Here is a 26,004-nt window from a genome sequence, read left to right on the forward strand (position 1 = left end):
TCGGGAGTTGCAGAATCCGCGTGCTGTCTCCTGATCGCGGTTGCTACCCGGATGTCGTCAGCTACCCGTTTGCCGCCAGAATTTCGCTCCCAGAGAGAGTGTACAAAGTCCAGTTCCGAGAAACCCGATCCTCTCGCCTCAACTCGGAAATATAAGATCGAACTGGAGTGTGAATATGGCAAATAACAGTACTGCAATCCCATACAGCATTATCAGATCGATGGTTTCCATACGTAATTGATACCCTGTATTGGACGAACTTTCGAACGCTATTGAATTTTAACTATTTGGCGTAGTTTTTCTTCTACTCGCTTTTGGAACGGTATACCGATCCACTCGAACACTGATCAGACACCGGCAACCGGGCCGAGGCCAGGGGAACGGGATGGGAAACCGAGGATCGATCGAACGATGATCTTACCGTACTGCCATTTAAACCGGGCTGTTGACGCCGTCACCGCCGGCGATACCGGAATCGCGGAAATACCCGTAGCAACGGCTACCCGTAGCTTTTCGTGTGTGGCGGTAACATATAACGTAGATGAGTTGGTCGATCAATGACCGAGAACACGTCGAACGAAACAGGCCACACCGAAGCCGATACGGAGTCGGTCGATTTCGATCTCGATATCGCCGATCTGAGTTCGTTCACCGGTGATTGCGCTATCGTGTCGTTCGACGCCGACGGACGCATCACCGCATGGAACGGGGGTGCGCGTCGCCTCACGGGATACGACGCGGAAACGATCGTCGGCTCCCACTATCGGACCGTCTTCCCGCAGGACGACCGAGACGACGGCCGACCCGAACGGTTGCTCGAGCGAGCGAGATCCGACGGCACCGCCGAGACTGACGGGTGGCGCGTCCGGAGCGACGGGAGCCGGTTCTGGGCTCGCGAGGTGATCGCGGCGGTCCGGGAGGGTAGCGAGGTCGGCGTCCCCGTCGATCGTTCGGACGCCGATCTCCGGGGGTACGTCTGGGTCGTCCACGACCGCACCGAGGAGCACGAGCGGATTCGAGAGCTCCGCGAGGAGAAGGCCTTCGCCGAACACGTCTTCGAGGCGCAACCGGACATCGTCTACGCGTTCGACGCGACGGGAAATCACCTCGAGTGGAACGATCAGTTACCGGCGGTGACGGGCTACGCCGAGTCGGAACTGGCCGAGATGGCCCCGCTCGAATTCATCGCACCGGACGACCGGGACCGAATCGCCGCAGCGATTCAGCGGGTTCTCGAGGAGGACGAGTACGTAACTGCCGAAGCTGACCTCCTGACGAAGGATGGCCGTCGGATCCCCTACGAGTTCAACAGCGCCCGAATCACCGACGACGACGGCACCGTGCTCGGCTTTACCGGGACCGGCCGCGACATCAGCGAGCGCGAGGCACGCGAGCGCGCGCTTCGCGAGGAGAAAGCGCTCACGGAGAGCATTCTCCAAGCGCAGCCGGACGTTCTCTACGCGTACGATTCCGAGGGAAATCTGGTCCAGTGGAACGACCAGTTCGAACGCGCGACTGGCCACGACTCGGACGAACTCTCCGGTATGAACCCGCTTCAGTTCATCGCTCCGGAGGATCGGGACCACATTCGCGATGCGATCGATCGAATCCTCGAGGAGGGAGAGCGCGTCACCGCCGAGGGGCACGTCCTGACGAGTGACGGTCGACGGATCCCCTACGAGTTCAACAGCGCCCGAATCACGGACGACGACGGGACCGTGCTCGGCTTCACCGGCGTCGGCCGAGACATTCGCGAGCGCAAGGCCCGCGAGCGCGAACTCGAGCGCCTGGAACGGCTCAATGCGGTTATTCGGACGATCGACGAGACGATGGTCGCGGCCGATACTCGCGACGAAATCGAAACCGCGATCGTCCGGGAGTTCGCGTCGGCAGACGCGTACCGATTCGCAGTCATCGGCCGAACCGACACCGCGGCGGCGACCGACGGGGATGCGTGGGAGCCCGTGGCCTGGGCGGGAATCGACGCCCAGTCTACGCCCGTCCTCTCGTCGTTCGTCGACCCGCCGGCCGATGCGGACGGCGCGTCGGTGCTCGAAACCCGCACCGTCCAGCGGTATCGGTCCCTCGGTGAGAGTCCGGTCGAAACGTGGCGACACCACGCCAACGAGCGGGAGTACGATTCCGTCGCTGTCGTCCCGGTGGTCGCGAGCGATCGGTCCCTCGGAGCGCTCGTGATCGCCGCGGACGAGCCGTCGGCCTTCGCAGACCGGGAGCGGGAGGTGCTCCAGGAGTTCGGGGGAACGATCGGCCACGCGATCAACGCAATGACGCTCCGCCGGCTCCTCTATCAGGACACCGTCATCGAACTCGAGTTCGAGTCGACCGATCGGGGCGATGCCTGTACCAGACTCTCGGACGAGCTCGGTTGTGCGCTGTCGATCGACCACGTGTTGCCGCTGACCGACGGCGTGTTCGTCTACTACATCACCGTGTCCGACGCCGATCCCGAACGCGTCCGCGAGGTCGCTCGCGACGACGACGCGTTCACGGAACTGCGGCTCATCGAGGCCGACGACGAGAGCTACTGGGAGTGCGTCGTCCGCGGATCGGCGATCACCGATCACCTCGCGGACTACGGCGCACGACTGCAGTCGCAAACGATCCACGACGGCGTCGCGGATATGACGGTCCAGGTCAGCCCCAATGCGGACCTTCGCGGACTCGTCAATCGGATCACGTCGGCGTACCCCGACAGCCGGCTCCGCTCGAAGCAAACCGTCGAGCGACCGGTCGAGACGCGCGGCGACTTCCGACGAACCGTCGAGTCCATGCTGACCGACAAACAGCGCACGGCTCTCGAGGCGGCCTACCACGGCGGCTACTTCGAGTGGCCGACGCGAAACAGCGATGCGTCCGAGGTCGCGGATCGACTCGGCATCGCCCGGCAGACCTTCCATCAGCACCTCAGAGTCGCACAGGCGAAACTCCTCTCGGCGTATTTCGACTCGAGCGACTGACGACCACCGCCGGATACCAGAGCATGCTGGTACACTCCTTTCCCCCGCTCGTTGTCTCTATCTGGCAATGAGTACACCCCCATCCGCCGAACTCACGACGGCGCTGGACGTCCTCGCAGCGCCGCGACGTCGATACCTGCTCGCGACGCTGCTCGAGTCCGAGGACACGACTTCGACCGACCGCTCGTCGGCGTCAAAACGGTCGTCGATGGAGCGACTCGCGATCGATGTCACGACCGTGGAACGCGACTGTCCGATCGTCACCAACGAGCAGTACGAGCGCGTCCACACGGACCTGATTCACGCCCACGTACCGCGACTCGTCGACGCCGGACTCGTGACCCGACGCACCGACGGTAACGAAACGACCATCGCTCTCGCGGAGCACCCCGTCCTCGAGTCGGAGTGGGTTCGTTCCCTCCTCGCCGATCCGACCGGCGAAACGCTTCCCGTCGACGAGTCGACGGTCGACCGGACCCTCGAGGCCCTTCGCAATCCGCGTCGGCGAACCGTCTGTGCCGTCCTCTCGAAGCGGCGCGGAACCGTCTCCGTCACCGATCTCGCCGCGGCAGTCGTCGCGCGAGAGGGCAGCGACGGGACGCGGCTCGTCGACGTCACCGGGCCCGAGTGTTCCACCGTCTCGGCGGCGCTCGTCCACGAGCATCTACCGGTACTGTCCGAAGCGGGTCTCGTCGAGTACGACGCCGAGGCGACGCAGGTCGCGCTCGCGACCGATGCACCACAGTGGCGGATCGACTGGGTGACCGAGGGGCCACTCGCCGACGTTGCGGATCTCCTCCGCCGTCCCAGCCGACGAGATCGGCGTTCCGACTCGAGCGGTGCTTCGGACGGGGCGACGACCGAGTCGGCGGCCGCGGACGCGCCGGCCCCGACGGCGTCAGCAGCGAACGGCGATCGGATGCTGTGGACGTTGGCGCGGCCGCGAGCCGACCGATCCGAAGCCGGCGAATCGTCGTCTTCGCGGGAGATCACGAGCCCGCTCGGCGAGTCGTCGGCCGGGAGCGATCAGCAGGACGGACCGTCGACGTGAACTCCAAGATGCGGTCCTGCGAGCGCTCCCCCGATCACGGAACGAGAAGGAAGATGAATCCGACGTAACCGACGACGAGGATCGCGCCGTCGACCCGCGTTAGCCGCCGGCCGTACGCCATCAGCCCGACCAGCGCGAGCGTGAACGCGACCATGATCGGGAGTTCGAACCGGAGCGTCGACGGTCGGATCTCGATCGGTGTGATCAGCGCCACGACCCCCAGCACCGCGAGGACGTTGTAGATGTTCGAGCCGACGACGTTGCCCACGGCGAAGGCCGTCTTGCCGCGGGCCGCGCCCACGACCGAGGCCGCCAGTTCCGGGAGCGACGTGCCGAGGGCGAGCACCGTGAGACCGATGACGAGATCCGAGACGCCGAGCGCCGACAGCAGGCTCGTCCCGCCGGCGACGAGCCACCGCGAGCCCACGACGAGCGCGATCAGCCCGCCGATGACGAGCGCGACGTCCCGCACGGACGCCCCCGACTCCGCGTCCGGTTCGTCGACCATCGGCGGGGACTCCCCACTGACGGAGTACAGAATACCCGCCGTGAACCCCGCGAGGACCAGCAGGAAGAGTACTCCCTCGAGGCGACCGATCCGTCCGTTCGTGCCGAGGGCGACCAACAGGACTGCTGCGAGCACCATCACGGGAACGTGCCGCCGGAGCACCCGGTCACTGATCTGTAGCGGTTTGATCAGCGCGGAGATCCCGAGCACCAGTCCGATGTTCGCGATGTTCGAGCCGACGACCGTGCCGAGTCCGACGTCGCTCGAGACGTTCAGCGCGCCGATCGTCGAGACGAACAGTTCCGGTGCAGTCGTCGCGAACGCGATCACCGTTACGCCGACGGTCGCGGCCCGGAGCCCGATCCCCAGTGCCAGCCGCCCCGCGCCCGCGACCAGTAACTCGGCACCACCGTACAGCGCGACGATCCCGCCCGCCAGCAAGAGGAGGTCGAGCGGGGTTCCGGAGAGCATGGCACCGGCTACTCGAGAGGAGAGTAAAAACGACGCGAAACGGACCGTCGTTCGTGTGTCCAGCGAGGCCGAACGCAGTGAGGCCTCGCAGATAGCGGAGACCGGAGATCGTTGTGGAAGCCAGACCGGTTATGGTCCTGCCGCGTCGAGTGACAGGAAACGATGGCTATGGACGTTTACGGTTTACTCGGCAATCCGGTCGGTCACTCGCTGTCGCCGCCGATGCACGAGGCCGCGTACGACGAACTCGGGCTCGAGGCGCGCTACGTGACCTTCGAGCCCGACGAAGACGATATCGACGACGCGATCAGGGGGGCCGACGCGCTCGGAATCGCGGGGCTCAACGTAACGATCCCGTTCAAACAGGACGCGCTCGAGATCGTCGCGCCGGAGGATCTGGCGACCAGAATCGGCGCGGTGAACACGATCGACTTCTCGGGGTCGGGCCCGCCGACGGGGTACAACACCGACGCCGTCGGCGCGTTGCGCGCACTCCGCGACCACGACGTCGACCTCGAGGGTTCGCGCGCGGTCGTCGTCGGCGCCGGCGGTGCCGGCCGGGCGGTCTCCTTCGGTCTCGCCGACGCCGGCGCGACGGTCGCGATCGCCAACCGAACCGAGTCGAAAGCGCACGCGCTCGCGGACGAGGTGTCCCGTGCGACCGGACACGGGCTGGGAGGGATGCAGCGACTCGTGGCCGACGCCGACGTGCTGGTCAACGCCACGAGCGTCGGGATGGACTCGGCCGAGACGCCGGTCCCCGCGGATGCGCTCCACGACGAGTTAACCGTCCTCGATGCGGTCTACACCCCGATCGAAACGCGACTCCTGCGCGATGCGGCCGCCGCCGGGGCGACGACCATCGACGGGGCGTGGATGTTGCTCTATCAGGGCGTCGAGGCGTTCGAGATCTGGACGGGCCGGGACGCACCTGTCGACGTGATGAACAGCGCGCTTCGATCACGACTGTGAGCCGACGCGGTGTCTGCGGCCGCTGCTGTGACAGTATCAGGCGAATTTAAGTGGTGGAACCCACTACGTCGAGATAATGGCAATCCTCCAGAAGCTGAAGTCCCTGTTGGGGTTCGACGACTCGGAGTCGGAGCGCGGGGGCACTCGAGAGGTCGGGGTAACGGTCGAACGGGAAGGGACGGCGGACGACGGGACTGTCGCCGACGCGGATCGAGACGAAACGGTCGACGACGCGAGCGCCGGGCCGACGAAATCGGCCGCGACCGGCTCGCGGACGGACGACTCGACGGAATTGTCGGAATCGACGGCGACGGCGGAGTCGGCCGACACGAGCGACGAGTCGCCCGTCGAAGAGGCCGAACCCGACGCAGCGACCGAACCCGAACCCGACACAGAGACCGCCGACAGCGAGCTGACGCCCGAATCGGCCGCGGCAGCCGAGGCCGAGGCCGACACCGAATCCGGGACGGCCGACGACACCGAGTTCGAACCGGTCGACGACACCGAGTTCGAGCCGGAGTCAGCGGTCGAGTCGGAGGCCGAATCCGAACCGGAAACGGAGGCCGAGCCCGAGGAGACCAACCCGGAACCCGTCGTCGAGATCAAGGGAATCGGTCCGGCCTATGCCGACCGCCTCGCCGGCGCGGGAGTCGACACCGTCGGCGAACTCGCCGCCGCCGACGCCGCCGAACTGGCCGAACAGACCGACATCTCCGAAACGCGCATCCAGGGCTGGATCGATCGCGCCGAAGTCAGATAACGGACGGCACGTCGCCCGTTACACCTCTCCCTTTCTCTTCTGCGAATTGCGCATCTCCACGTCAATTTCGACCGTTCGCGGGGCCGGTTTTCGGCGCTATTCCGGCCCCCGAAACCGCAAGATGATTACCCCAGCCCTCCTCTCGGGGGACATGAGCGATCCGCGCGTCGTGACGACGCCCGATTCGTTTCGCGCCGCCGCTCGCGACCGCGAACCCGACGGGTCGGCGACGGACCGCGCCGCGTCGCCGACGCCCGCCGGACGCCGCGTCCCCGTCGAGGCTCGCGTGTCCGTCGCCGACCCGTTTCTCGCCTACCGGCGAGCGCGCGACGGTGACGGCTCCGCCTTCCTCGAGACGACCGGCGGTCAGCCCGGCTGGGGCTACTTCGGCGTCGATCCCGTCGACCGGCTGACCGTCGGTCCCGACGCCGTGACGCGAACCCGCGACTCGGAGCGGTCGCCGACGCTCGCCGCACTCGAGGGACTGCTCGCGGGCGATCGGCTCGCCCGCGGAAACTGCGACGTGCCCGTCCCCTGCGGGGCCGTCGGCTGGCTCTCCTACGACGTGGCCCGCGAACTCGAGACCCTGCCCGACGCTGCGGTCGACGACCGAGGGCTCCCCCGTCTCGAAGTCGCGGTCTACGATCGGTTCGCAGCCTGGGAGGAGCCCACCGACGGCGACGTGACGCTGCGGATCACGGCCTGTCCGCGGATCGGCGATCCCGATTCCGACATCGATACCGAGAGCGACGCGGAACCGACCGATGCCGCCCTCGAGGCGGCCTACGAGCGCGGCCGCGACCGAGCGCTCGAACTCGCCGAGGCCGTCCGCGACGGCGATCCCGAAATCGGCGAGCCACCCGTCTCGAGCCCGGAAGCGACGTTCGAGAGCGACTGCGGTCGGGAGGCGTTCGCCGATCGCGTGCGGCGGGTCAAGGAGTACGTCCGCGAGGGCGACACCTTCCAGACGAACGTCTCCCAGCGGCTGGTCGCCCCGGCCGCGGTCCACCCCGTCGCGGCCTACGACGCGCTGCGCCGGGTCAACCCGGCACCCTACTCCTGTCTGCTCGAGCTCCGGGCGGCCGACCTGGTGAGCGCGAGTCCCGAGTTGCTACTTGAGCGCGAGGGCGAGTTCGTCCGAACGGAGCCCATCGCCGGCACCCGGCCGCGCGGCGAGACGCCCGAGGAAGACGGAGCGCTCGAGGACGACCTGCTCACCGACGAGAAAGAGCGAGCCGAACACGCCATGCTGGTCGACCTCGAGCGCAACGACCTCGGGAAGGTCTGCGAATACGGCTCCGTCGCGGTCGAGGAGTACCGCCGGATCGACCGCTACGCCGAGGTGATGCACCTCGTCTCGAACGTGACCGGTCGGTTGCGCGACGGCGAGACGCTGGCCGACGCCGTCGCGGCGGTCTTCCCGGGCGGGACGATTACCGGCGCGCCCAAACCGCGCACGATGGAGATCATCGACGAACTCGAGGCGACCCGGCGCGGCCCCTACACGGGCAGCGTCGGCATCTTCGGCTTCGACGGGCGGGCCACGCTCAATATCGTCATCCGGACGCTGGTCCGCCACGCCGACGAGTACCACCTGCGGGTCGGCGCGGGCATCGTCCACGATTCGGACCCGGTCCGGGAGTACGACGAGACCCTCGACAAGGCTCGCGCGCTCATCACCGCGGTCGACGAGGCGCTCGGCGAGCGGGCCGAACTGGGGCTCGAGGCGAGCGGCGAACCGAACTCGGAGCGGGCCGACGGCGGTGAGTCGGATGACTGAGTCCCCCACTCGGATCCTGGTCATCGATAACTACGATTCGTTCGCGTACAATCTCGTGCAGTACGTGGGCGAAATAGCGGACGAGGTGATCGTCCGGCGCAACGACGCGATCGGTCTCGCGGGCGTCCGCGACCTCGAGCCGACCGGCATCGTCGTCTCGCCGGGGCCGGGAACGCCCGAAGCGGCCGGCATCTCGATCCCGCTGTTCGCCGAGACGGCGTACCCGATTCTGGGGGTCTGTCTCGGCCACCAGGCCCTCTGTGCGGCCAACGGCGCGCCGGTCGTACACGCGCCCGACGTCGTCCACGGCAAGCCCTCGACGGTCGAGCACGATGGTGACGGGATCTTCGCCGCGTTGCCCGAGACGTTTCAGGTCGGGCGCTACCACTCGCTGGCGGTCGACCGCGCGGACCTTCCCGATTCGCTGCTCGAGACGGCGCAGACGATCGACGAGCGCGGCGTCCTGATGGGGGTCCGCCACCGCGAGCGGCCCCACGTCGGCGTCCAGTTCCACCCCGAAAGCATCTTGACGCGGGGTCACGACGACGCGGCCGGCGGCGACGGCATCTCGTTGCGGGTCGGGAAGCGCATGATCGCCAATTTCTGTCGATTCGCTGCGGAAGCGACGGCGGCGGAGGGGATACGGGATGACTGACGGCGACGACCGCTACTATCACGTCGACGGCGAGATCGTTCCCGCGGGCGAGGCGACCGTCAGCGTCGACGACCGGGGGTTTCGGTACGGCGATGCCGCCTTCGAAACCCTGCGAGCCTACGGCGGAACGGTGTTCGCGTGGGAGCGCCACCTCGAGCGACTCGAGCGGACCTGCGACTCCCTCTCGCTCGAGCACGGGCTGACGGGCGACGACCTCCGCGAGCGGATCGACGAGACGCTCGCGGCGAACGACCTCGCGGACGCCTACGTCCGCCTCTCGATCACGCGCGGCGTCCAGCCGGGGAAACTGACGCCCCACCCAGACGTCGATCCGACGGTCGTGATCTACGTCAAACCGCTCCCCCGTGGGGGACTCGAGGGCGAACCTGTCTGGGACGGCCCGGCGACGGTTCAGACGGTCGAGACGCGACGCGTCCCCGACGAGGCGGTCCCGGCCGCGGCGAAGACGCACAACTACCTCAACGGGATCCTCGCGCGGACTGAACTGCGCGCCGAGAGCGGGGACGCGGACGGAGCCGCGACGGCCGACGAGGCGCTCATGTGCGACCTCGAGGGCCGCGTCACAGAGGGCGCGACGAGCAACCTGTTTTTCGTCCGCGACGGCGAACTGTACACGCCGACGACCGACGGTCCCGTTCTGCCAGGGATCACTCGAGAGATCGTCCTCGAGATCGCTCGCGGGGCCGGGATGCGGGTCCACGAGGGGCGCTACGAGCCGGCCGACGTGCTCGAGGCCGACGAGGCATTTCTCACGAATCGGACCTGGGAACTGCGGCCGATCGCGACGCTGGATGGCCTCGAAATCGGCGGTGGTCCGATTACGGATCGACTCTCGCGGTCGTACGACGAGCGCGTCGAGGAATCGTGTTATCGATCAGAACGACCCTGAAGCCGCGATCACCGTCTCCGTCGAAGCGACCATACCACTGTCCCGCCGCCGAGGACCGTCACCCCGAACGCGACCGCCGCGCGGAGGGTCGAATCGGAGAGCGGGACACCGGCGAGCAGATAGCCGCCTGCGAACAGCCCGCTGGCGACGGCCGATGCAGCGATGGTCCACAACACGTCCCGCGACCACGGCCGATCCTGCGGCCAATAATTTTCGTGTGCGTAGGGAACGAATACACCGATCGTCATCAACAGGAGAAATCCGCCGGCGAACTCGTCCCAGTACCACGCGCTTCCGAGTGCAACCACCATCGCGATCGGAACCGCAGTGAGCAGGACTGGCAGGGATCCGGAGTGCAAATCGTTCGCATACCGCTCGCGGAGGGTCGGCCGATCAGAAGACATCGATAGCTACTGACTCGAGTCGACAGTATAAAAATACACTCACTCATGCAACAGTTTCGCCCCCGCTGAGGATCGACGCCGTGGCTGTCTGGCGGAAACACGACAGACGGACGACTCCCGATCGCAGCCGTTCCCGTCAGTGCTCGGGTTCGACGGCCGCTCTATCCGCCCTATCCGATGTGGTCGGTGCGTCGATCAGTTCGCGCTCCGTTCCCGAAAGCTCGAGGGCGAACTCGCTCCCGAACGCCGACGCCGGCGTCTGGAAGCCCGCGGGAGTTCGGCTCCGGCCCTCGAGGACCCGTTCGGCGGCCGTCACCGCGGACTCGGCGGTCAGCGCGTAGGGATTCGGCGTTCGCAGGCGAGCACGCGCTCGTTGGCCGGTGGAATTGTCGGTGACCTCGCCCCAGACGACGGCGCTGCCGGTCGCCAACTGCCGTTCGTCCGGACCGTCGAGACGGGCGTCGATCAGTCGCTTCAGCAGTCCTTCGACGGGCCGGCGCTCGAGGAGCCACCCCATCGAATCGACGGCCGACAGTCCTCTCGTCGCCCACGACGGCGCGGCGGTGTAGACCTCGACCGCCTCGATGCCGGTGGTGTGGGCCGCGGTGACGACATCGCCCCACGGGATCGTGACGGCGTGTTCGGGCCCGTCACCGAAGTCGATCTCGCGGGTTCGAAAGGCGGTCGGTACCTGAATGAGCCGCCCGTTCCGGCGCACGACGCCGCCGTTGCCGAGGTGCTCGACGAGCGTTTTGGCGGTGCCCCGCGAAAGCCCGCCGCCGCCCTTGATTCCGAGTCGTAACTCGTCGGCCTCGGGGAGTTGCTCCGAGAGAAAGGCAGCCAGACAGTCCGACGGCACGACGTCGAAACCGACGCCCGGCAGGAGGGTACAGCCCGCTTCTCGAGCCGCGGCGTCGCGCTGGCGGAGGAACTCGAACACCGAGAACTCACCCGTGATATCCAGATAGTCCGTGTTCGTCTCGAGGCAGGCCGCAACCAGCGCCTCGGCGGTGTCGACGAACGGCCCCGCGCAGTTCAGGACGGCGTCGAAACTCCCGAGCTGTGCGGCCGGATCGCCCAACTCGAGGTCGAACGTCCGCCCTTCGACGCCGAGCGCGTCGCTCTGTTCGGCGACTGCCCGGCCGTCGCGGCCGGCGACGACGGGCGAACCGCCTCGAGCGACGGCCTCGCGTGCGATCAGCCGCCCCGTGTAGCCGTAGGAGCCGTAGATGAGAAGGGAGTCCATAGGCGGCCTTGGGCGGAGAGTGGTTTAAACCTGAGTCAGACAGTGCTTGCTTGGTGTCGTAACGTTCAGGGCCACCGACCGGTAACGGACGCGGTGATGGATGCAGGACGGATCACGGCGCTGTCGGACGTGCCCGACGACTCGACGGTTTGCTTTCGCGTGACCGACGAGTCGGGCGAGGAACGGGAAGCAATTCTCGTCACGAACGGCGTCACAGCGACGAACGGCGGGGAACGCGCCGGGGACGCGGCGGACGACCAGCCGGTCGCCTGCTGGCTGAACTACTGTCAGCACCTGACGCACATCAAACTGGACAAGGGGTCTGGTGCGCCGATGCGAGACGGGGAACTCATCTGTGCGAACCACGGCGCGTACTTCGAGGCCGACTCCGGCCACTGCACGTACGGTCCCTGCGAGGGCGCCTATCTCACCGACCTCGAAGTCACCGTCTCCGAGGGCGATGTTTACCTGACCGACGAGGACTACGTGTTCGTTGGTCTCGGCCCGATCGAAAGCGACGATCTCGATCGGACCTCGAGTTCGAACGTCGAATTCTAGTCGGCGTTCTCGTCGACCGATGACGGGAGCCGGGGGACGATCGAATATAGTAGCCACTGAAAGTCAATACGCACCTGATCGCACGACTGCGTTGTGATCAGCGTGTAAATTGCTTCAGTAACTACTATCGGTGGCGTGAAATCGGATAGCCCCCGTCTGACCGACTGTGTGCTGGCTATCGGGGGTTCTAAGAGAGACCGTCCGGAGTGACCAGATCCCGTTCCTGATCGTACTCGAGCAGGCCGGCATCGACCAACCGCGGGAGGTGATCGTGGTAGAGCGAGAGATAGACTTCCTGGACCTGTTCGGCCGGAATGTCCGCCACGTTGAGTCCCGTTTCGCGGATCGCTACCTCCTCGGCCGCGTCCGGCAGCGTCAGTTCCTCGCCGTAGGTGTGCAGGACTGACAGGAGGAGTCGCCGACGCTGATCGGCAAGGAGTGCGAACGCGTCGTCGAGCGTTTCGGCCGATGCGTCGGGTGCGTCGTCTTCGTCGAGCCAGTCGAATGTTGCCCGTACGAACTCGACGGGGTCTCGCTCCGGGTGAGATCTGGAAGTCATGTGTGCTCCGTGCTGCGCCGTTCTCGGGCGAACGTGACGGAAACCGACCGATAGGCGTTTCATCGGCCCGTGACGCCGCCGTTCGCTCGAGGGTTCCTATCGGGTTCTCGCCTGCACCCTAAATATTAGTGTCGAATCCGGCTGACAATTGTCACTCTCACTGGACAATCGGGAGCCGGTGACAGTCGGGGATCTCACTCGATCGTGAACGTCGGCTCGTCGACGGACTCGCTCTTGCAATCGGGACACCGCGAGGGCAAGTTCAGGAGGTCGTCGTAGTCGTCGAACCCGCAGTCTCGACACGTCGGCGGCGCGACGAGTAGCTGTTCGTCCGTCCCGTCGACCGACCTGGAGACGTGTTCGACGTGGCGGACTATCGCGTGCGGCGTCAGATCGAGTCGAACGGCCAGCTCGCTTGGCGTCGCCGGCTCCTCGCGGAGCGCGTCGGCGAGTTTCTGCCGCGTCGTTTCGTCGGCCTCGCGCATACGTCTGCTCACGGCGCTCGCGCTTTTATACTATCGGACGAGAGTCACCGACGCTCGGTCGCGAGACCGGTCCAGATCTTATGAAAGGACAAGTGACTTAGACCCCGCAGGTGAACACCGGCCCATGAAGGCCGTCGTCCTTGCAGGCGGGTACGCGACGCGAATGTGGCCGATTACCAAACATCGGCCGAAGATGTTCCTCCCGATCGGCGAGTCGACCGTCGTCGATCGCATCTTCGCTGAACTCGAGGCGGACGACCGGATCGACGAGGTCTACGTCAGCACCAATCAGCGCTTCGCCCCCGACTTCGAGGCCCATCTCGCGGACAGCGAGTTCGACAAGCCCCAGCTCTCGGTCGAGGAGACGACCGAGGAAGACGACAAGTTCGGCGTCGTCGGCGCGCTCGCGCAACTGATCGACCGCGAGAACGTCGACGACGATCTCCTGGTCATCGCCGGCGATAACCTGATCAGCTTCGCGGTCTCCGACTTCCTCGATTACTTCGAGGACCACGACGCCCCCACCCTCGCCGCCTACGACGTCGGCTCCCGCGAGAAGGCGAAATCCTACGGTCTGGTCGAACTCGAGGGCGACCGCGTCGTCGACTTTCAGGAGAAACCCGACGATCCCAAGAGCACGCTCGTCTCGATCGCCTGCTACGCGTTCCCCCGCCAATCCCTGGATCTGCTCCCGACCTACCTCGAGGACGGCAACAACCCCGACGAGCCGGGCTGGTTCGTTCAGTGGCTGCAGAATCGCGAGGCCACCTACGCCTACACCTTCGAGGGCGCGTGGTACGACATCGGCACCCCCGAGAGCTATCTCGACGCCGTCTCCTGGCACCTCGACGGCGAGTCGCTCGTCGCCGACTCGGTGACGCTCGAGGATACCGAAATCGGCGAGAACGTCCACGTGATGGGTGACGCCACGCTCGAGGGAACGTCCCTCGAACACACGGTGATCTTCCCGAACGCGACGGTTCGGAACGGCGACATCCGCCGCTCGATCATCGATCAGGGGACCCACCTCGAGGACCTCGACCTCGCCGGGGCGCTCATCGGCGCGCACACGACGATCACGAACGGCGCGGAGCAGTAACGCTGTTTTCGGATACACCGACGTCGGCGATACAGCTATCAGTCCCCCGTATGATATGTATGGTGAGACGCATGTGTCCCGACCAGGCGGTCCGGACGGTCCTCGAGCCGTACGCCGACGGCGTACCCCACGCGGAACTCGCGCGAGACTTTCTCGAGTATCGGCGCTGGAGCGGCGACGAGCCGCTGTTGCTCGTCGCCGAGGCCGCGGCCGCGTCGACCGGTCAGGGCTTCGTCGACGGGATCAAACCGACCGTCGAGCGATTTCGCGACTCGTTCGTCGCGACCGACCGGGTCGACTCGTTCGCGGCACTGGCCGATCTCGACCGCGAGGACGAGGCCCTCGTCGCGGCGCTCGGCGCGCAGCGAAAGCGCGAGGTCCTCCTCGAGATCGCCCGCGCCCTCGCGGACCGGCCGGAAACGGACGATCTCGCGGCGCTCGTGGGGTGGGCCGCGACGGCCGACCACTACCGCTACGACGAGGAGCCGATCGGCTCGATCTCCGGCGTCGGTCTCGCGACGTTTCAGTACCTGCGCCAGCTCGCCGGCGTCGATACGCCAAGACCGGATCCGACGGTCGAACGGCTGCTCGAGGCCGTCGACGCCGATCTCGAGCACTCGCCGATCGACACGTCGACGAACCGCCGGACGATCGCCTCCTGCGAGTGGCTCGCGTTCGTCTCCGACTACGGCCCCCTCGAGATCGATCGCATCGCGTGGTGGACTGCCACCGAGCCGGCGGATCGCGAGGCGATTCTCGAGGCCGCTCGTGACTGACTTCCAATCTTCCGAATCGTTCAGTGCCAGGAAACCACGTATCACGCCGAACCGGCCAACCGGCGTGCGGTGGCGCGCTGTCGACCGACCGAACGAGAGTGAGGCCGGTCGATACCACTGTGCGAGGGATGAGCGAACGCCGTCAGGCGTGAGCGTTAGCGCGGAACCTTCGGTTCCGCGAACCATGCGAACGGGCGCTGCGCGGCGCGACGCGCCGCGACTGTCGGGACGGCGCAGCCGTCCCGCAGCGCCCGTGAGCAGAAATCGGCTGGGGAGGGCGTGGCGATTCCCTGTTGCCACGGTAGCAGGACGCTTCGTCTCACTCATTCTCACCAAAACATACTGTTCCATTCACATCTCGAGCAGTACAGCTGTATCGCCGGCTCGTCACCGGAGTCACTCCACAGAACTAGTCACTGACTCATTCGACCGCCGTGAGATCCGCTCCCCCCGAGGCAGTTTCTGCCTCGTGGCCGGTCCACTCGAGGGGACCAGTCCCCTCGTCCGGGTGACTCAGTCTCGGAGAAACGGCACCATGACACGCCACGCGAGATGGTCCGAACCCCCTAGCTTTACCGGTTTCCGGACGACTGCTCGCCTATGCTCCGTATGGAAATCTCCTTTCGAACGGCGGATTCGAAGCCGTCGGCGACGATGGGGCTGCTGCCTGTCGCGCCCGCCTCTCCCGTGAGCGGCGACGAGACGCGACCGCCGGTAACGGCCGCAGGTGATCTCGCGTGATCGCTGATCGTGATCGCCTCGCGTCGACCGCGGCTCGCGACGTCGCACTCGAGTGTCTCGAGGTCGGGATCGAAGCCGGCCATCCGCGAACGGTCGTCCGCGACGCCGTCTCGCTCGAGGGGGAGACCCTCCGTATCGCGGACGCGACGTACGACCTCAGCGAGTACGAGGAAATCGTCGTCCTCGGCGGCGGCAACGCCGCGGCACACGTCGCCGTCGCGCTCGAGACGATCCTGAGCGATCGGATCGACGGCGGTGTCGTCGTCACGGACGACCCGGTGGAAACCGAGCGCGTCGCGGTTCGCGAAGGTGACCATCCCGTCCCGAGCGAGCGCGGCGTCGACGGGACGCGGGACGTGCTCGAGGCGGCCGACGCGGCGACCGAATCGACCCTCGTGCTGGCGGCGATCACCGGCGGCGGCAGCGCGCTCATGCCCGCACCGGCCGGAGACGTCTCGCTCGAGGCCCTCCGGACGACGACCGACGCCCTGCTCGCGAGCGGGGCCGACATCGGCGAGATCAACGCGGTCCGCAAGCACCTCTCGGCGCTGAAGGGAGGCCGACTGGCTCGTCGCGCCGCGCCCGCGACGGTCGCCTCGTTAGTCCTGAGCGACGTCGTCGGGAACGACCTGAGCGTCATCGCGAGCGGTCCCGTCGCGCCCGACGAGTCGACGTTCGACGAGGCGCTCAGAGTGCTCGAGCGCTACGGGATCGACGCGCCCGACGCCGTCGCAAAGCACCTCGAGCGCGGCGCGGCCGGCGAGAGAGCCGAAACACCGGGTCCCGACGACCCAGTCTTCGACTCCGTCTCGAACCACGTCGTCGCCGACGGAATGACGGTGCTCGAAGCGGCCCGGGACGCGGCGGTCGAACGGGGGTACGAACCGCTCGTGCTCTCCTCGCGCGTTCGCGGCGAGGCCCGCGACGCGGCGACGACCCACGTCGCGATCGCGGAGGAAGTACGGGTCACCGGCACCCCCGTCTCACCGCCGGCCGTACTCATCTCCGGCGGGGAGACAACGGTGACGGTCCGAGGTGACGGGACCGGCGGGCCGAACCAGGAGTTCGCGACGAGCGCGGCGCTCGAACTCGAGGGCGGAGGCGGAGACGAGGGTGGAAGTAGAGACGGGGACGACGGCAGCGACGAAGCCGGAAGCAGCGGCGGGATTACGGTCGCCGCGGTCGACACCGACGGGATCGACGGCGCGACCGACGCGGCCGGCGCACTCGTCGACGGGACGACCGTCGATGATGTCGATATCGCACGCGAGTCCCTCGCCGAAAACGACGTCTACCCGTATCTCGAGGCGCGCGAATCGCTCGTGTTCACGGGGCCGACCGGAACGAACCTGAACGATCTGCGGGTGCTGGTCGTCGTCGAATAGCTCACTTCCAGGGTTCCGCGTCCACCGTGAGCGCGTCGATCACGCGGCAGGCGTTCTTCGAGAACGTGCGCCGCAGCAGATCCTCCGAGACGTCGAGGGTAAGGATCTCCATGACCGCGACGTTGGGATGGCAGGCGGGCGCGCCGCTCCCGAAGAACACCCGGTCGGGATGCTCGCGGAGCGCGCGCTCGAGTTGCTCGCGATACCGGACGAAACTCGTCTCGAGGTAGCAGTCGTCGTACTCGTCGAGCAGGTCGATCATCTCGCCCATCAGCGAGCGGTTCAGGGGGTGGCCGCCGAAGCGGCCGACGACGACGGGAAACGAGCGCTCGAGGATGGTCTCGGCGAGCGTTTCGGGGGGCGCGTCGACGCCGCCGCGGACGATCACCGGCAGGTTAACGTCCTCGAGTGCCGCGAGGATGTCGTCGTCGGGATAGTCGTCGATAGCGGGATCGAGGACGAACCCGTGAAAGCGGTCGTCGTACGCGTACTTCTCGACGTCACTCGGTGACGTGTGACGATCCTCGCGGCGACTGACGGCGTTGCGTAGTCGACCGGTCGCGTTCCGACCCGGCGTCTGGGAGCCGTTGATTCGGGCGAAGGCAACGAACGGCCGATCGACGCTGCGTCTGGCGACGCCGTTGTTCGGCGCGACGTAGCTCGTCTCCGGCCGCGACGGGGGGTAGACGACCGATCCGGTGATCCCCGCCTGGTGCATCTCCCGCTCGAGTCGATCGGCCGTGATCGTTCGGCTCCGGGACCCCTTGCTGCCGTCGGCCGCCGGCAGCCGCGTCGCGACGTCGACGACGCGAAACCCGTGTTCCAGCTCCAGCATTCACAGGTGTGTTCCGAGTCGACCTACATTTCCCTACCGGCTCTCGCTGCCACCGGCCTGTCGACGGTTCACACGCGCAATCGCCAGACGGAACGGCGGTAGGAGGGAAAGATTTATATAGAAGTGCTGACGACATGGTTAGTGAGGAACAACGATGGCACAACAGCGACGCATGGGTGGGCAGCCCATGTTCATTATGAGCGAGGATAGTCAGCGAACGCAGGGTCGGGACGCGCAGTCGTCCAACATCATGGCCGGCAAGGCCGTGGCCGAGTCGGTACGGACCACACTCGGACCCCGCGGCATGGACAAGATGCTCGTCGATTCCGGCGGGGACGTCGTCATCACCAACGACGGCGCGACCATTCTCAACGAGATGGACATCGAGCACCCCGCGGCCCAGATGATCGTCGAGGTCGCCGACTCCCAGGAGGAGGAAGTCGGTGACGGGACGACGACCGCCGCGGTGCTCGCTGGCAACCTGCTCGGCGAAGCCGAGGACCTCATCGAGCAGGACGTCCACGCGACGACCATCGTCGAGGGCTACCACGAAGCCAGCGAGATCGCCCTCGAGGCGATCGCCGAGCAGGTCAACGAGGCCGACGTCGACGACGAAATCCTCCAGCAGGTCGCCGAATCGTGCATGACCGGCAAGGGAACCGGCGGTCTCACGGCTGAATCGCTGGCCGAGACGGTCGTCGAAGCGATCCGTCACGTGGACACCGACGAGGGCGTCGCACGCGACAACATCACCGTCCACACGCAGGTCGGTGCCTCCTCGAACGCGACCGAACTCGTCCCCGGCATCGTCGTCGACGAGGAACCGGTCCACGACGGGATGCCCACCGAGATCGAGGACGCGTCGATCGCGATTCTGGACGTCGAACTTGGCGTCCGCACGGGCGACGTCGACGCCGAGTATGCCATCGACTCGATCGACCAGCTCAACGCCGCCATCGACGCCGAGGAAGGCGAACTCGAGGGCTACGCCCAGACCGTCGCCGAGAGCGGGGCGGACGTCGTCTTCACCACCGAGGACGTCAACGACCGCGTCGCCAACTCCCTCGCCAACGAGGGCATCCTCGTCTTCGAGGGTCTCGGCGACAGCGACGCCCGACAGGTCGCCTCAGCGACCGGCGCTCGCCGCGTCGGCGCGCTCGAGGACCTCGAGGAGTCCGACTTCGGCTCCGCCGACCGGATCCACACAGAGAGCTTCGGCGACGACGATCTCGCGTTCGTCGAGGGCGGCGCGGCCGCCGAGACGGTGACCGTCTTCGTCCGCGGCGGAACCGAACACATCGTCGACGAACTCGAGCGAGCCATCGGCGACGCGCTCGATGTCGTCGCGACGGCGCTGGAATCCGGCGAAGTCGTTCCCGGCGCGGGCGCGACCGAGATCGCGATCGCGGACAAGATCCGCGAGGAAGCCGCCGGCATCGAGGGCCGCAAACAGCTCGCCGTGACGGCCTTCGCCGACGCGGTCGACATCGTCCCCCGGACGCTCGCGGCCAACACCGGCCGAGACCCCATCGACGTGCTCGTGGACCTTCGTGCCGCCCACGAGTCCGAGGGCCGAGCCGGTCTGATCACCAGCGGTGACGAAGTCACGATCGGCGATCCCTTCGAGTACGGCGTCATCGACCCCGCCGACGTCAAGCGCGAAGCCGTCGAGAGCGCGACCGAAGCCGCGACGATGATCGCCCGGATCGACGACGTCATCGCCGCCGAATAACGTCGCTGTTCGCGGCAGTCGTTTCGTTTTTCACCCGTTTTCGATGTCCTGACCCCCAGCGACGGGACAATGTCAGCTGGCCATCAATGCCAAGTGTTACCAAGCGTAACTCCGGGATAGCATGTCCGGAACTGCTCCGAGAGAGAACCTGCGGCCGATCGGGACGACGAGCGATCGGACCGTCTACTACGACGAAGATCGGGGCACCTACCACACGTGGTGTGAGGACGGCGCGTACGAGCCGGTGAGCACGGCCCTGCTCATGACCGTCTCGTCTGTCCTCGGCGTCGAACCCGACGACCTCGAGGCGCTCTCGGAGTGCGTCGAGCCGGACGCGTTGAACGCGCTGTTCATCCACTGGCGGGGCGACGAGCCCCGCGTCGGTGACGGCTCCGTCTCCTTTACGTTCTCGCAGTGTTCCGTGACCGTGCGTTCGGACGGTGAGATCATCATCGACCCGACGCGACAGCAGGGTACACCGGCGGGCGACTGACGCTACGTCGGTGAATGATTGACGACTCGAGTCACGTTGCGGTCACGGTTCGGTCAGTCGCTGCCGTCCTCGGCCGACTCGAGGACGACCCGATCACCGGGCTCGAGACCGAATGCGTCGTCGCCGCGGCCCCGATTGACGTCGAGTTCGACGTAGCCGTGGCTGCCGACGGTCGCCAGTCGCTCCCCGGCGGGGACGGCCGCGAACGTCGCTCCGACCGGGACGGACTGGCCGTTCGCCAGGATCCGGTCTCGATCGTCGAGAGACGATCCGGGAACGTTCGTGATGACGTTCCCGAACCCGTCGACGACCAGCACCTCGCCGATCGCTCGCCCGCCCTCGAGTTCGGCCGCCGGTAGCTCGAGGTCGACGGCCGCAGTACCGGACTCGAGCCACTCGAGCGAACCGAGCGAGTCGGTCTCGGCGTCGTGGACCGCGGCGGCGGCGGGAGCGAAGAGGTCCCGCCCGTGGAACGTGGTACTCCGGGTCGTCGACGCCCGTTCGCTCGAGTCGGCCGTCGAGTCCGCCGGCGTCGTCGGTTCGACGGGGCCGAGCTCTCGCTCGTCGATCAGCGCGGTCTCGAGCTCCTCCTCGCCGGCGAGTCGCCGAGCGGCGGGGAGCAAGACGCCGTTGTCCGGCCCGACGAGCGCGTGGTCGCCGGCGCGAACGACCAGCGCGTTCCGGTCGGTGCCGACGCCCGGATCGACGACCACGAGGTGGGTCGCGGGCGGAAAATAGGGCAGCACCTCTCGGAGCCAGAAGGCCGCCGTTCGAACGTCCTGCCGGGGGAAATCGTGGGCGATGTCGACCAGTCTGGCGTCCGTTTGCTGCAGTAGCACTCCTTTCATCGCCGCGGGATACGGCGTGCCGAAGTCCGACGAGAGCGTAATCATGGTCGTCCCTACGAATCGACGGCTAAAGTCAGTCGCCGTTCGAGTCCGAGCCGCTGACCATCTGGATCCGCTCGATGCCGTCCATCTCGTCGACGACCTCGATAACGGCTTCGGGGACGAGCGACTCCCAGTCGCCGCCCGTTATCATCCGCTCGCGGACCTCGGATCCCTCGAGCACGTCGCGGTTGAACATCGGCGACTGGCGGATCTCGATGTCGGCTTCCCGAAAGAGCTGAATGACGAGCGGGTTGTTCGAGTAGGCCACGTCGAAGTCCGGACTCATGCTCTGGACGTGGCTCACCCACACCGAGTTCCGTTCCAGATCCTCGATCGGAACGGCGTAGGTCACGAGATCGAAGTCGACCAGCGACTTCGTGATCATCATGATCCGCTCGCCCGCGGTAAACGGGTTCCGGACCGTGTGGGAGTCGTCGGCGCTCCCGATCCCGAGGACGAGCTCGTCGACGTCGTCCGCGATCGCCTCGACCATGCTTCGGTGGCCGTTGTGGAACGGCTGAAAACGACCGATATAGAACCCCCGGGTCATGCCGGACACTGCTCGGGCACGGCGCTTAAGCGTGGCGAGTTTTCGCACGAATCGGCACGGTCCGAGTCGTGGCCAGTCGCGCCGACTACAGCTCGTTCCAGCCTATCCGTAACATCCACGATAACTGACCGGTATCGTAACCATATATTCCGCGCCAGTTAAAAATGCATTAAATATTCAGTAGCTAACGCTTGATTCGTCCCGTCGACCGCTGTTCCCTCCGGTATCAGCGACTGACAGCATCCTCCGCATGGAGAAAGTATATCAGTCGCAATCCCTTCGAATCAGGTACTGAACAGAGTTCTATGAGTAACGATACGAACGTTGACGACCCTCCCGAAGACGCCCCCGACGCTGCTCCCGAGGAGGACCGGCCCGCGGAGCAGCCCGAGCGTCAGGGAGATCAGTCGCCGCTCGAGGAGGACGGCGACCGTCGTCCCGACGTCGACGATCCGATCGACGAGTTCGAGCCGTCGTCCGACGAGGAGGAGGGAGACGACATCGAGACCGTCGACGACCTGGGGAGTACGGTCGAGGTCGATCCCGGCGTCGAGGTCGACGAGGAGATCGCCGAGGACGACTTGCTGGGCGGTCTGAAGATCGACTCGACGGAGGACATCGAAGTCCCCGATCGACTCGTCGATCAGGTCATCGGTCAGGACGAAGCACGAGACATAATTATCAAGGCGGCGAAGCAGCGCCGCCACGTCATGATGATCGGCTCGCCGGGGACCGGCAAGTCGATGCTGGCGAAGGCGATGAGCCAACTGCTGCCCAAGGAGGATCTCCAGGACGTCTTAGTCTACCACAATCCGGACGACGGCAACGAACCGAAGGTCCGAACCGTCCCCGCGGGAAAGGGCGAACAGATCATCGACGCGCACAAGGAGGAAGCCCGCAAGCGCAACCAGATGCGCTCGATCCTGATGTGGATCATCATCGCGGTTGTCCTCGGCTACGCGATCCTGGCGGGCGGGCAGCTCCTGTTGGGTATTCTCGCGGCGGGGATCATCTGGCTGATCTTCCGCTACACCTCTCGGGGCAGCGACGCGATGGTACCGAACATGATCGTTAACAACGGCGAGCAGCGCGTCGCGCCTTTCGAGGACGCGACCGGTGCCCACGCCGGTGCACTGCTGGGCGACGTCCGCCACGACCCGTTCCAGTCCGGCGGTATGGAGACGCCGTCTCACGATCGCGTCGAACCCGGCTCGATCCACAAGTCCAACAAGGGCGTGCTGTTCGTCGACGAGATCAACACGCTCGACATCCGGACCCAGCAGAAGTTGATGACGGCGATCCAGGAAGGCGAGTTCGCGATCACGGGCCAGTCCGAGCGCTCCTCGGGCGCGATGGTCCAGACCGAACCCGTCCCCTGTGACTTCATCATGGTCGCTGCTGGCAACCTCGACGCCATGGAGAACATGCACCCCGCGCTCCGCAACCGGATCAAGGGGTACGGCTACGAGGTCTACATGGACGACACCATCGAGGACACCCCCGAGATGCGGCGCAAGTACGCCCGCTTCATCGCCCAGGAGGTCGAACGCGACGGCCGCCTCCCCCACTTCACCGACGACGCCGTCGAAGAGGTCATCCTCGAGGCGAAACGCCGCTCCGGTCGAAAGAACCACCTGACGCTGCTGTTCCGCAGCCTCGGTGGGCTGGTCCGCGTCGCGGGCGACATCGCTCGCGCCGAGGATCGCGACTTCACCACCCGCGACGACGTCCTGCAGGCGAAGGCCCGCTCGCGCTCGATCGAGCAACAGCTCGCCGACGACTACATCGAGCGCCGCAAGGACTACGAGCTGCAGGTCAACGATGGCGGCGTCGAGGGCCGCGTCAACGGCCTCGCCGTCATGGGCGAGGACTCCGGTATCATGCTCCCCGTGATGGCCGAGATCGCGCCCGCGCAGGGCGGCGGTCAGGTGATCGCGACCGGTCAGCTCAAGGAGATGGCCGAGGAGTCGGTCCAGAACGTCTCCGCGATCATCAAGAAGTTCTCCGACGTCGATCTCTCGGAGAAGGACATCCACATCCAGTTCGTCCAGGCCGGTCAACAGGGCGTCGACGGCGACTCCGCCTCGATTACGGTTGCGACGGCCGTCATCAGTGCCCTCGAGAACATCCCGGTCGACCAGTCGGTCGCGATGACCGGCTCGCTCTCCGTGCGCGGCGACGTGCTGCCGGTCGGCGGGGTCACCCACAAGATCGAGGCCGCCGCGAAGGCCGGCTGTACCAAGATCATCATCCCCGAAGCGAACAAGCAGGACGTGATGATCGAGGACGAGTACGAGGAGATGGTCGAAATCATCCCCTGTTCGAACATCAGCGAAGTCCTCGACGTCGCCCTCATGGGCGAACCGAAGAAGGACTCGCTGGTCGACCGGCTGAAGTCGATCACCGGCACGGCGTTCGATCAGGGCACCGTCGGCTCCGCCGGCGGCTCGAACCCGAGCCCACAGTAAATGCCGCAGTGGGCGACGTTCGTCGGCATTACGGGCGTCGTCCTCGTATTGCTGCTCGTTTTATCGCATCTCACCCAATCCGCGTTCACCGACGGCGAACCCGACTCGAGCGACGGCCCCGGAGCGTCGGCTGACGGGACGACTACCTCGAGTCACCGACCCCTCGAGTCAGCGTCTGATTCGGGCGGGACTCCGGCGGAGACGGATCACGATTCGACCCGGAACGCACGGTCCGCCGATGCTCCCACAACCGTCTCCCCACGACCGAACGGGAGCACTGCCGGCGTACCCGACGAGAGCCCCAATGGAATCGAATCCGACGACTCGAGTGCGCACCGCGAGATCACCGCCGAGGGCGACGAGCGCCGGCCGACCGAGCGCGGCGTCGATCCGGGCTCGCTGTCGACCGGAATGGTCCTTGCGAACGTCGCCTTCTCCCAGGGCCTGTTCGCGCTCGTCCTTCTCGGGGCGACGGTCTACACGGCGATTCCGGCATCGGCGCTGGGCATCGAGTTCTCCCTCGCATACCTCGAGACGGGGCTGCTCCTGGGAACGGTCGCCGGAATCGGCTTCTACCTCGCGAACGAACTCGCCGCGGCGGCCGCGACGCGGTTCGGGTTCGACCACGACGAGGCGCTTCGAGAACTGCTCTCGCCCGACTCGATCGGTGGCTGGCTCATCCTCCTGCTGGGCGTGCTGCCGATCATCGCCTTCTTCGAGGAGTTCCTCTTCCGGGCGGCGCTGATCGGCGTCCCCGCCGCCGCTGGCTTCGGTCTCTCGCCGTGGTTGCTCGCGGTCGGCTCCTCGATCGCGTTCGCGCTCGGCCACGGCATGCAGGGCTCCGTCGGAATCGTGGTCACCGGTCTCCTCGGATTCGTGCTCGCGGCCGTCTACATCGCCACCGGGAGCCTGCTTGTCGTCGTCGTCGCCCACTACCTGATCAACGCCCTCGAGTTCGTCGTCCACGAGGGATTCGGCCTCGAGTGGGCCGACACCCTCGAAAGCTAAGGCCCGAGAGCGAGTTGGGGAGGACATGAACGCGACCGCCGGATCGACGGCTCGGTCTCGAGCGATCGTCGCCCTGATTCTGGGCTACTTCGTCGTTCTGGTTTACGCGACGGTCGCGAGCGATCCGCTGGCGGCCATCGTCGCGGAACTCGGGTTCGGGGTCATCGCGATCGCCGTCGGGGCGATGCTGTACGGGCAGACCGCGAACCCGCGATCGGTGCTGGCCGCGGCCGCGGCTTGTCTCGCCGCGGGCGGCGTTCTCACGTTCGCTGCCGTCCTCACGAGGGCGGCCGCCATCGACCTACTTTCGTCGCTCTTCGTCTTTCTCGGGGTCGGCTGTTACGTCTACGCGGTCTGGCGTTCGAATTGAGTGGTGTCGTCGGTCGGAGACGGAGAGCAGCAATCGACGTTCGTTCCTGATTCGATTGATATCGATCTGAACTGAACGGATTGATTCAGTTCTCGTGTGAATGGTGCAGCCGATTGGAATGGGGATCAGGTGACAGAGCGTCCTGCTATCGTGGCAACAGGGAATCGCCACGCCCTCCCCAGCCGATTTCTGCTCACGGGCGCTGCGGGACGGCTGCGCCGTCCCGACAGTCGCGGCGCGGCGCGTCGCGCCGCGCAGCGCCCGTTCGCATGGTTCGCGGAACCGAAGGTTCCGCGCTAACGCTCACGCCTGACGGCGTT

Annotated in this window: 25 protein-coding genes; 17 read left to right on the forward strand and 8 right to left on the reverse strand. The window is 66.4% G+C overall.

The features are described from left to right. The first annotated feature begins 557 nt into the window (after positions 1 to 557). Positions 558 to 2,978, forward strand: a complete 2,421-nt coding sequence (locus LDH74_RS20515) for a PAS domain S-box protein (protein WP_226040504.1) — start codon at positions 558 to 560, stop codon at positions 2,976 to 2,978. 67 nt (positions 2,979 to 3,045) lie between these two features. After that, positions 3,046 to 4,029: a hypothetical protein gene (locus LDH74_RS20520; RefSeq protein WP_226040505.1), complete on the forward strand. Its 984-nt coding sequence runs from the start codon at positions 3,046 to 3,048 to the stop codon at positions 4,027 to 4,029. 34 nt (positions 4,030 to 4,063) lie between these two features. Here LDH74_RS20520 and LDH74_RS20525 read toward each other — a convergent pair whose 3' ends face one another. Beyond that, on the reverse strand, positions 4,064 to 5,008 hold the full coding sequence (locus tag LDH74_RS20525; RefSeq protein ID WP_226040506.1) for a calcium/sodium antiporter: 945 nt from the start codon (positions 5,006 to 5,008) through the stop codon (positions 4,064 to 4,066). Positions 5,009 to 5,176: 168 nt separating this feature from the next. Between LDH74_RS20525 and LDH74_RS20530 the strand changes: the two genes are divergently transcribed. From LDH74_RS20530 to LDH74_RS20550, 5 genes are all read left to right on the forward strand, one after another. Continuing rightward, positions 5,177 to 5,980 carry a shikimate dehydrogenase gene (locus LDH74_RS20530; RefSeq protein ID WP_226040507.1) on the forward strand — a complete coding sequence of 268 codons (804 nt, stop codon included), beginning with the start codon at positions 5,177 to 5,179 and terminating at the stop codon, positions 5,978 to 5,980. 76 nt (positions 5,981 to 6,056) lie between these two features. Beyond that, positions 6,057 to 6,740 carry a DUF4332 domain-containing protein gene (locus LDH74_RS20535; protein ID WP_226040508.1) on the forward strand — a complete coding sequence of 228 codons (684 nt, stop codon included), beginning with the start codon at positions 6,057 to 6,059 and terminating at the stop codon, positions 6,738 to 6,740. A gap of 151 nt (positions 6,741 to 6,891) precedes the next feature. Further along, entirely contained in the window at positions 6,892 to 8,520 is a 1,629-nt protein-coding gene (gene pabB, locus LDH74_RS20540) for an aminodeoxychorismate synthase, component I (RefSeq protein ID WP_226042574.1), read from the forward strand. Next, positions 8,513 to 9,175 (forward strand): aminodeoxychorismate/anthranilate synthase component II, encoded by a 663-nt coding sequence (locus LDH74_RS20545; protein ID WP_226040509.1) that lies wholly within the window; start codon positions 8,513 to 8,515, stop codon positions 9,173 to 9,175. The genes pabB and LDH74_RS20545 overlap by 8 nt, the downstream gene beginning before the upstream one ends. Beyond that, positions 9,168 to 10,085, forward strand: a complete 918-nt coding sequence (locus LDH74_RS20550) for an aminotransferase class IV (protein WP_226040510.1) — start codon at positions 9,168 to 9,170, stop codon at positions 10,083 to 10,085. Before LDH74_RS20545 ends, LDH74_RS20550 begins: the two co-directional genes overlap by 8 nt. Positions 10,086 to 10,093: 8 nt before the next feature. Here LDH74_RS20550 and LDH74_RS20555 read toward each other — a convergent pair whose 3' ends face one another. Both LDH74_RS20555 and LDH74_RS20560 read right to left on the reverse strand, forming a co-directional pair. Next, a complete protein-coding gene (locus LDH74_RS20555; protein WP_226040511.1) occupies positions 10,094 to 10,489 on the reverse strand; it encodes a hypothetical protein in 396 nt (131 codons plus the stop codon). Between the two features lie 136 nt (positions 10,490 to 10,625). Next, positions 10,626 to 11,735 (reverse strand): saccharopine dehydrogenase NADP-binding domain-containing protein, encoded by a 1,110-nt coding sequence (locus LDH74_RS20560; protein ID WP_226040512.1) that lies wholly within the window; start codon positions 11,733 to 11,735, stop codon positions 10,626 to 10,628. Positions 11,736 to 11,831: 96 nt separating this feature from the next. Here LDH74_RS20560 and LDH74_RS20565 point away from each other — a divergent pair, with 96 nt between their 5' ends. After that, on the forward strand, positions 11,832 to 12,293 hold the full coding sequence (locus LDH74_RS20565; protein ID WP_226040513.1) for a Rieske 2Fe-2S domain-containing protein: 462 nt from the start codon (positions 11,832 to 11,834) through the stop codon (positions 12,291 to 12,293). A 187-nt stretch (positions 12,294 to 12,480) separates the two neighbouring features. Here the strand turns inward: LDH74_RS20565 and LDH74_RS20570 are convergent, their stop codons facing one another. After that, the gene (locus tag LDH74_RS20570) at positions 12,481 to 12,852 is read right to left on the reverse strand and encodes a hypothetical protein (RefSeq protein ID WP_226040514.1); all 372 of its coding nucleotides are present in this window, start codon (positions 12,850 to 12,852) and stop codon (positions 12,481 to 12,483) included. A 194-nt stretch (positions 12,853 to 13,046) separates the two neighbouring features. Beyond that, positions 13,047 to 13,337, reverse strand: coding sequence for a transcriptional regulator (locus tag LDH74_RS20575; RefSeq protein ID WP_226040515.1), 291 nt, complete (start codon positions 13,335 to 13,337; stop codon positions 13,047 to 13,049). Positions 13,338 to 13,461: 124 nt separating this feature from the next. Here LDH74_RS20575 and LDH74_RS20580 point away from each other — a divergent pair, with 124 nt between their 5' ends. The 4 genes from LDH74_RS20580 to LDH74_RS20595 all read left to right on the forward strand — a co-directional run bounded on the left by LDH74_RS20580 (position 13,462) and on the right by LDH74_RS20595 (position 17,338). Continuing rightward, positions 13,462 to 14,436 (forward strand): NDP-sugar synthase, encoded by a 975-nt coding sequence (locus tag LDH74_RS20580; protein ID WP_226040516.1) that lies wholly within the window; start codon positions 13,462 to 13,464, stop codon positions 14,434 to 14,436. A 71-nt stretch (positions 14,437 to 14,507) separates the two neighbouring features. Continuing rightward, positions 14,508 to 15,212: a hypothetical protein gene (locus LDH74_RS20585; protein WP_226040517.1), complete on the forward strand. Its 705-nt coding sequence runs from the start codon at positions 14,508 to 14,510 to the stop codon at positions 15,210 to 15,212. A 600-nt stretch (positions 15,213 to 15,812) separates the two neighbouring features. Then, positions 15,813 to 15,953 carry a hypothetical protein gene (locus tag LDH74_RS20590; RefSeq protein ID WP_226040518.1) on the forward strand — a complete coding sequence of 47 codons (141 nt, stop codon included), beginning with the start codon at positions 15,813 to 15,815 and terminating at the stop codon, positions 15,951 to 15,953. After that, positions 15,950 to 17,338 carry a DUF4147 domain-containing protein gene (locus tag LDH74_RS20595; RefSeq protein ID WP_226040519.1) on the forward strand — a complete coding sequence of 463 codons (1,389 nt, stop codon included), beginning with the start codon at positions 15,950 to 15,952 and terminating at the stop codon, positions 17,336 to 17,338. Before LDH74_RS20590 ends, LDH74_RS20595 begins: the two co-directional genes overlap by 4 nt. A gap of 1 nt (position 17,339) precedes the next feature. Here the strand turns inward: LDH74_RS20595 and LDH74_RS20600 are convergent, their stop codons facing one another. Continuing rightward, positions 17,340 to 18,173 (reverse strand): amidohydrolase family protein, encoded by an 834-nt coding sequence (locus LDH74_RS20600; protein ID WP_226040520.1) that lies wholly within the window; start codon positions 18,171 to 18,173, stop codon positions 17,340 to 17,342. Positions 18,174 to 18,360: 187 nt separating this feature from the next. On the opposite strand from LDH74_RS20600, the gene thsA reads away from it, so the two are divergent. Together thsA and LDH74_RS20610 are read left to right on the forward strand one after the other, a co-directional pair. Beyond that, entirely contained in the window at positions 18,361 to 19,905 is a 1,545-nt protein-coding gene (gene thsA, locus LDH74_RS20605) for a thermosome subunit alpha (protein ID WP_226042575.1), read from the forward strand. Positions 19,906 to 20,026: 121 nt separating this feature from the next. Further along, entirely contained in the window at positions 20,027 to 20,398 is a 372-nt protein-coding gene (locus LDH74_RS20610) for a HalOD1 output domain-containing protein (RefSeq protein WP_226040521.1), read from the forward strand. Between the two features lie 53 nt (positions 20,399 to 20,451). On the opposite strand, the gene LDH74_RS20615 is transcribed toward LDH74_RS20610, so the two are convergent. Together LDH74_RS20615 and LDH74_RS20620 are read right to left on the reverse strand one after the other, a co-directional pair. Beyond that, a complete protein-coding gene (locus LDH74_RS20615) occupies positions 20,452 to 21,291 on the reverse strand; it encodes an SAM-dependent chlorinase/fluorinase (protein WP_226040522.1) in 840 nt (279 codons plus the stop codon). Positions 21,292 to 21,319: 28 nt separating this feature from the next. Then, entirely contained in the window at positions 21,320 to 21,838 is a 519-nt protein-coding gene (locus LDH74_RS20620) for a nicotinamide-nucleotide adenylyltransferase (protein WP_226040523.1), read from the reverse strand. A gap of 305 nt (positions 21,839 to 22,143) precedes the next feature. Between LDH74_RS20620 and lonB the strand changes: the two genes are divergently transcribed. From lonB to LDH74_RS20635, 3 genes are read left to right on the forward strand one after another with little or no spacing between them, the layout of a single operon-like run. Then, on the forward strand, positions 22,144 to 24,306 hold the full coding sequence (gene lonB / locus LDH74_RS20625; RefSeq protein ID WP_226040524.1) for an ATP-dependent protease LonB: 2,163 nt from the start codon (positions 22,144 to 22,146) through the stop codon (positions 24,304 to 24,306). Beyond that, positions 24,307 to 25,314 carry a CPBP family intramembrane glutamic endopeptidase gene (locus LDH74_RS20630; RefSeq protein ID WP_226040525.1) on the forward strand — a complete coding sequence of 336 codons (1,008 nt, stop codon included), beginning with the start codon at positions 24,307 to 24,309 and terminating at the stop codon, positions 25,312 to 25,314. 25 nt (positions 25,315 to 25,339) lie between these two features. Continuing rightward, a complete protein-coding gene (locus LDH74_RS20635; protein WP_226040526.1) occupies positions 25,340 to 25,684 on the forward strand; it encodes a hypothetical protein in 345 nt (114 codons plus the stop codon). The last annotated feature ends 320 nt before the right edge of the window (positions 25,685 to 26,004 follow it).

Origin of the sequence: Natrinema sp. DC36, from assembly GCF_020405225.1 — an archaeon.
Lineage (GTDB): Archaea > Halobacteriota > Halobacteria > Halobacteriales > Natrialbaceae > Natrinema.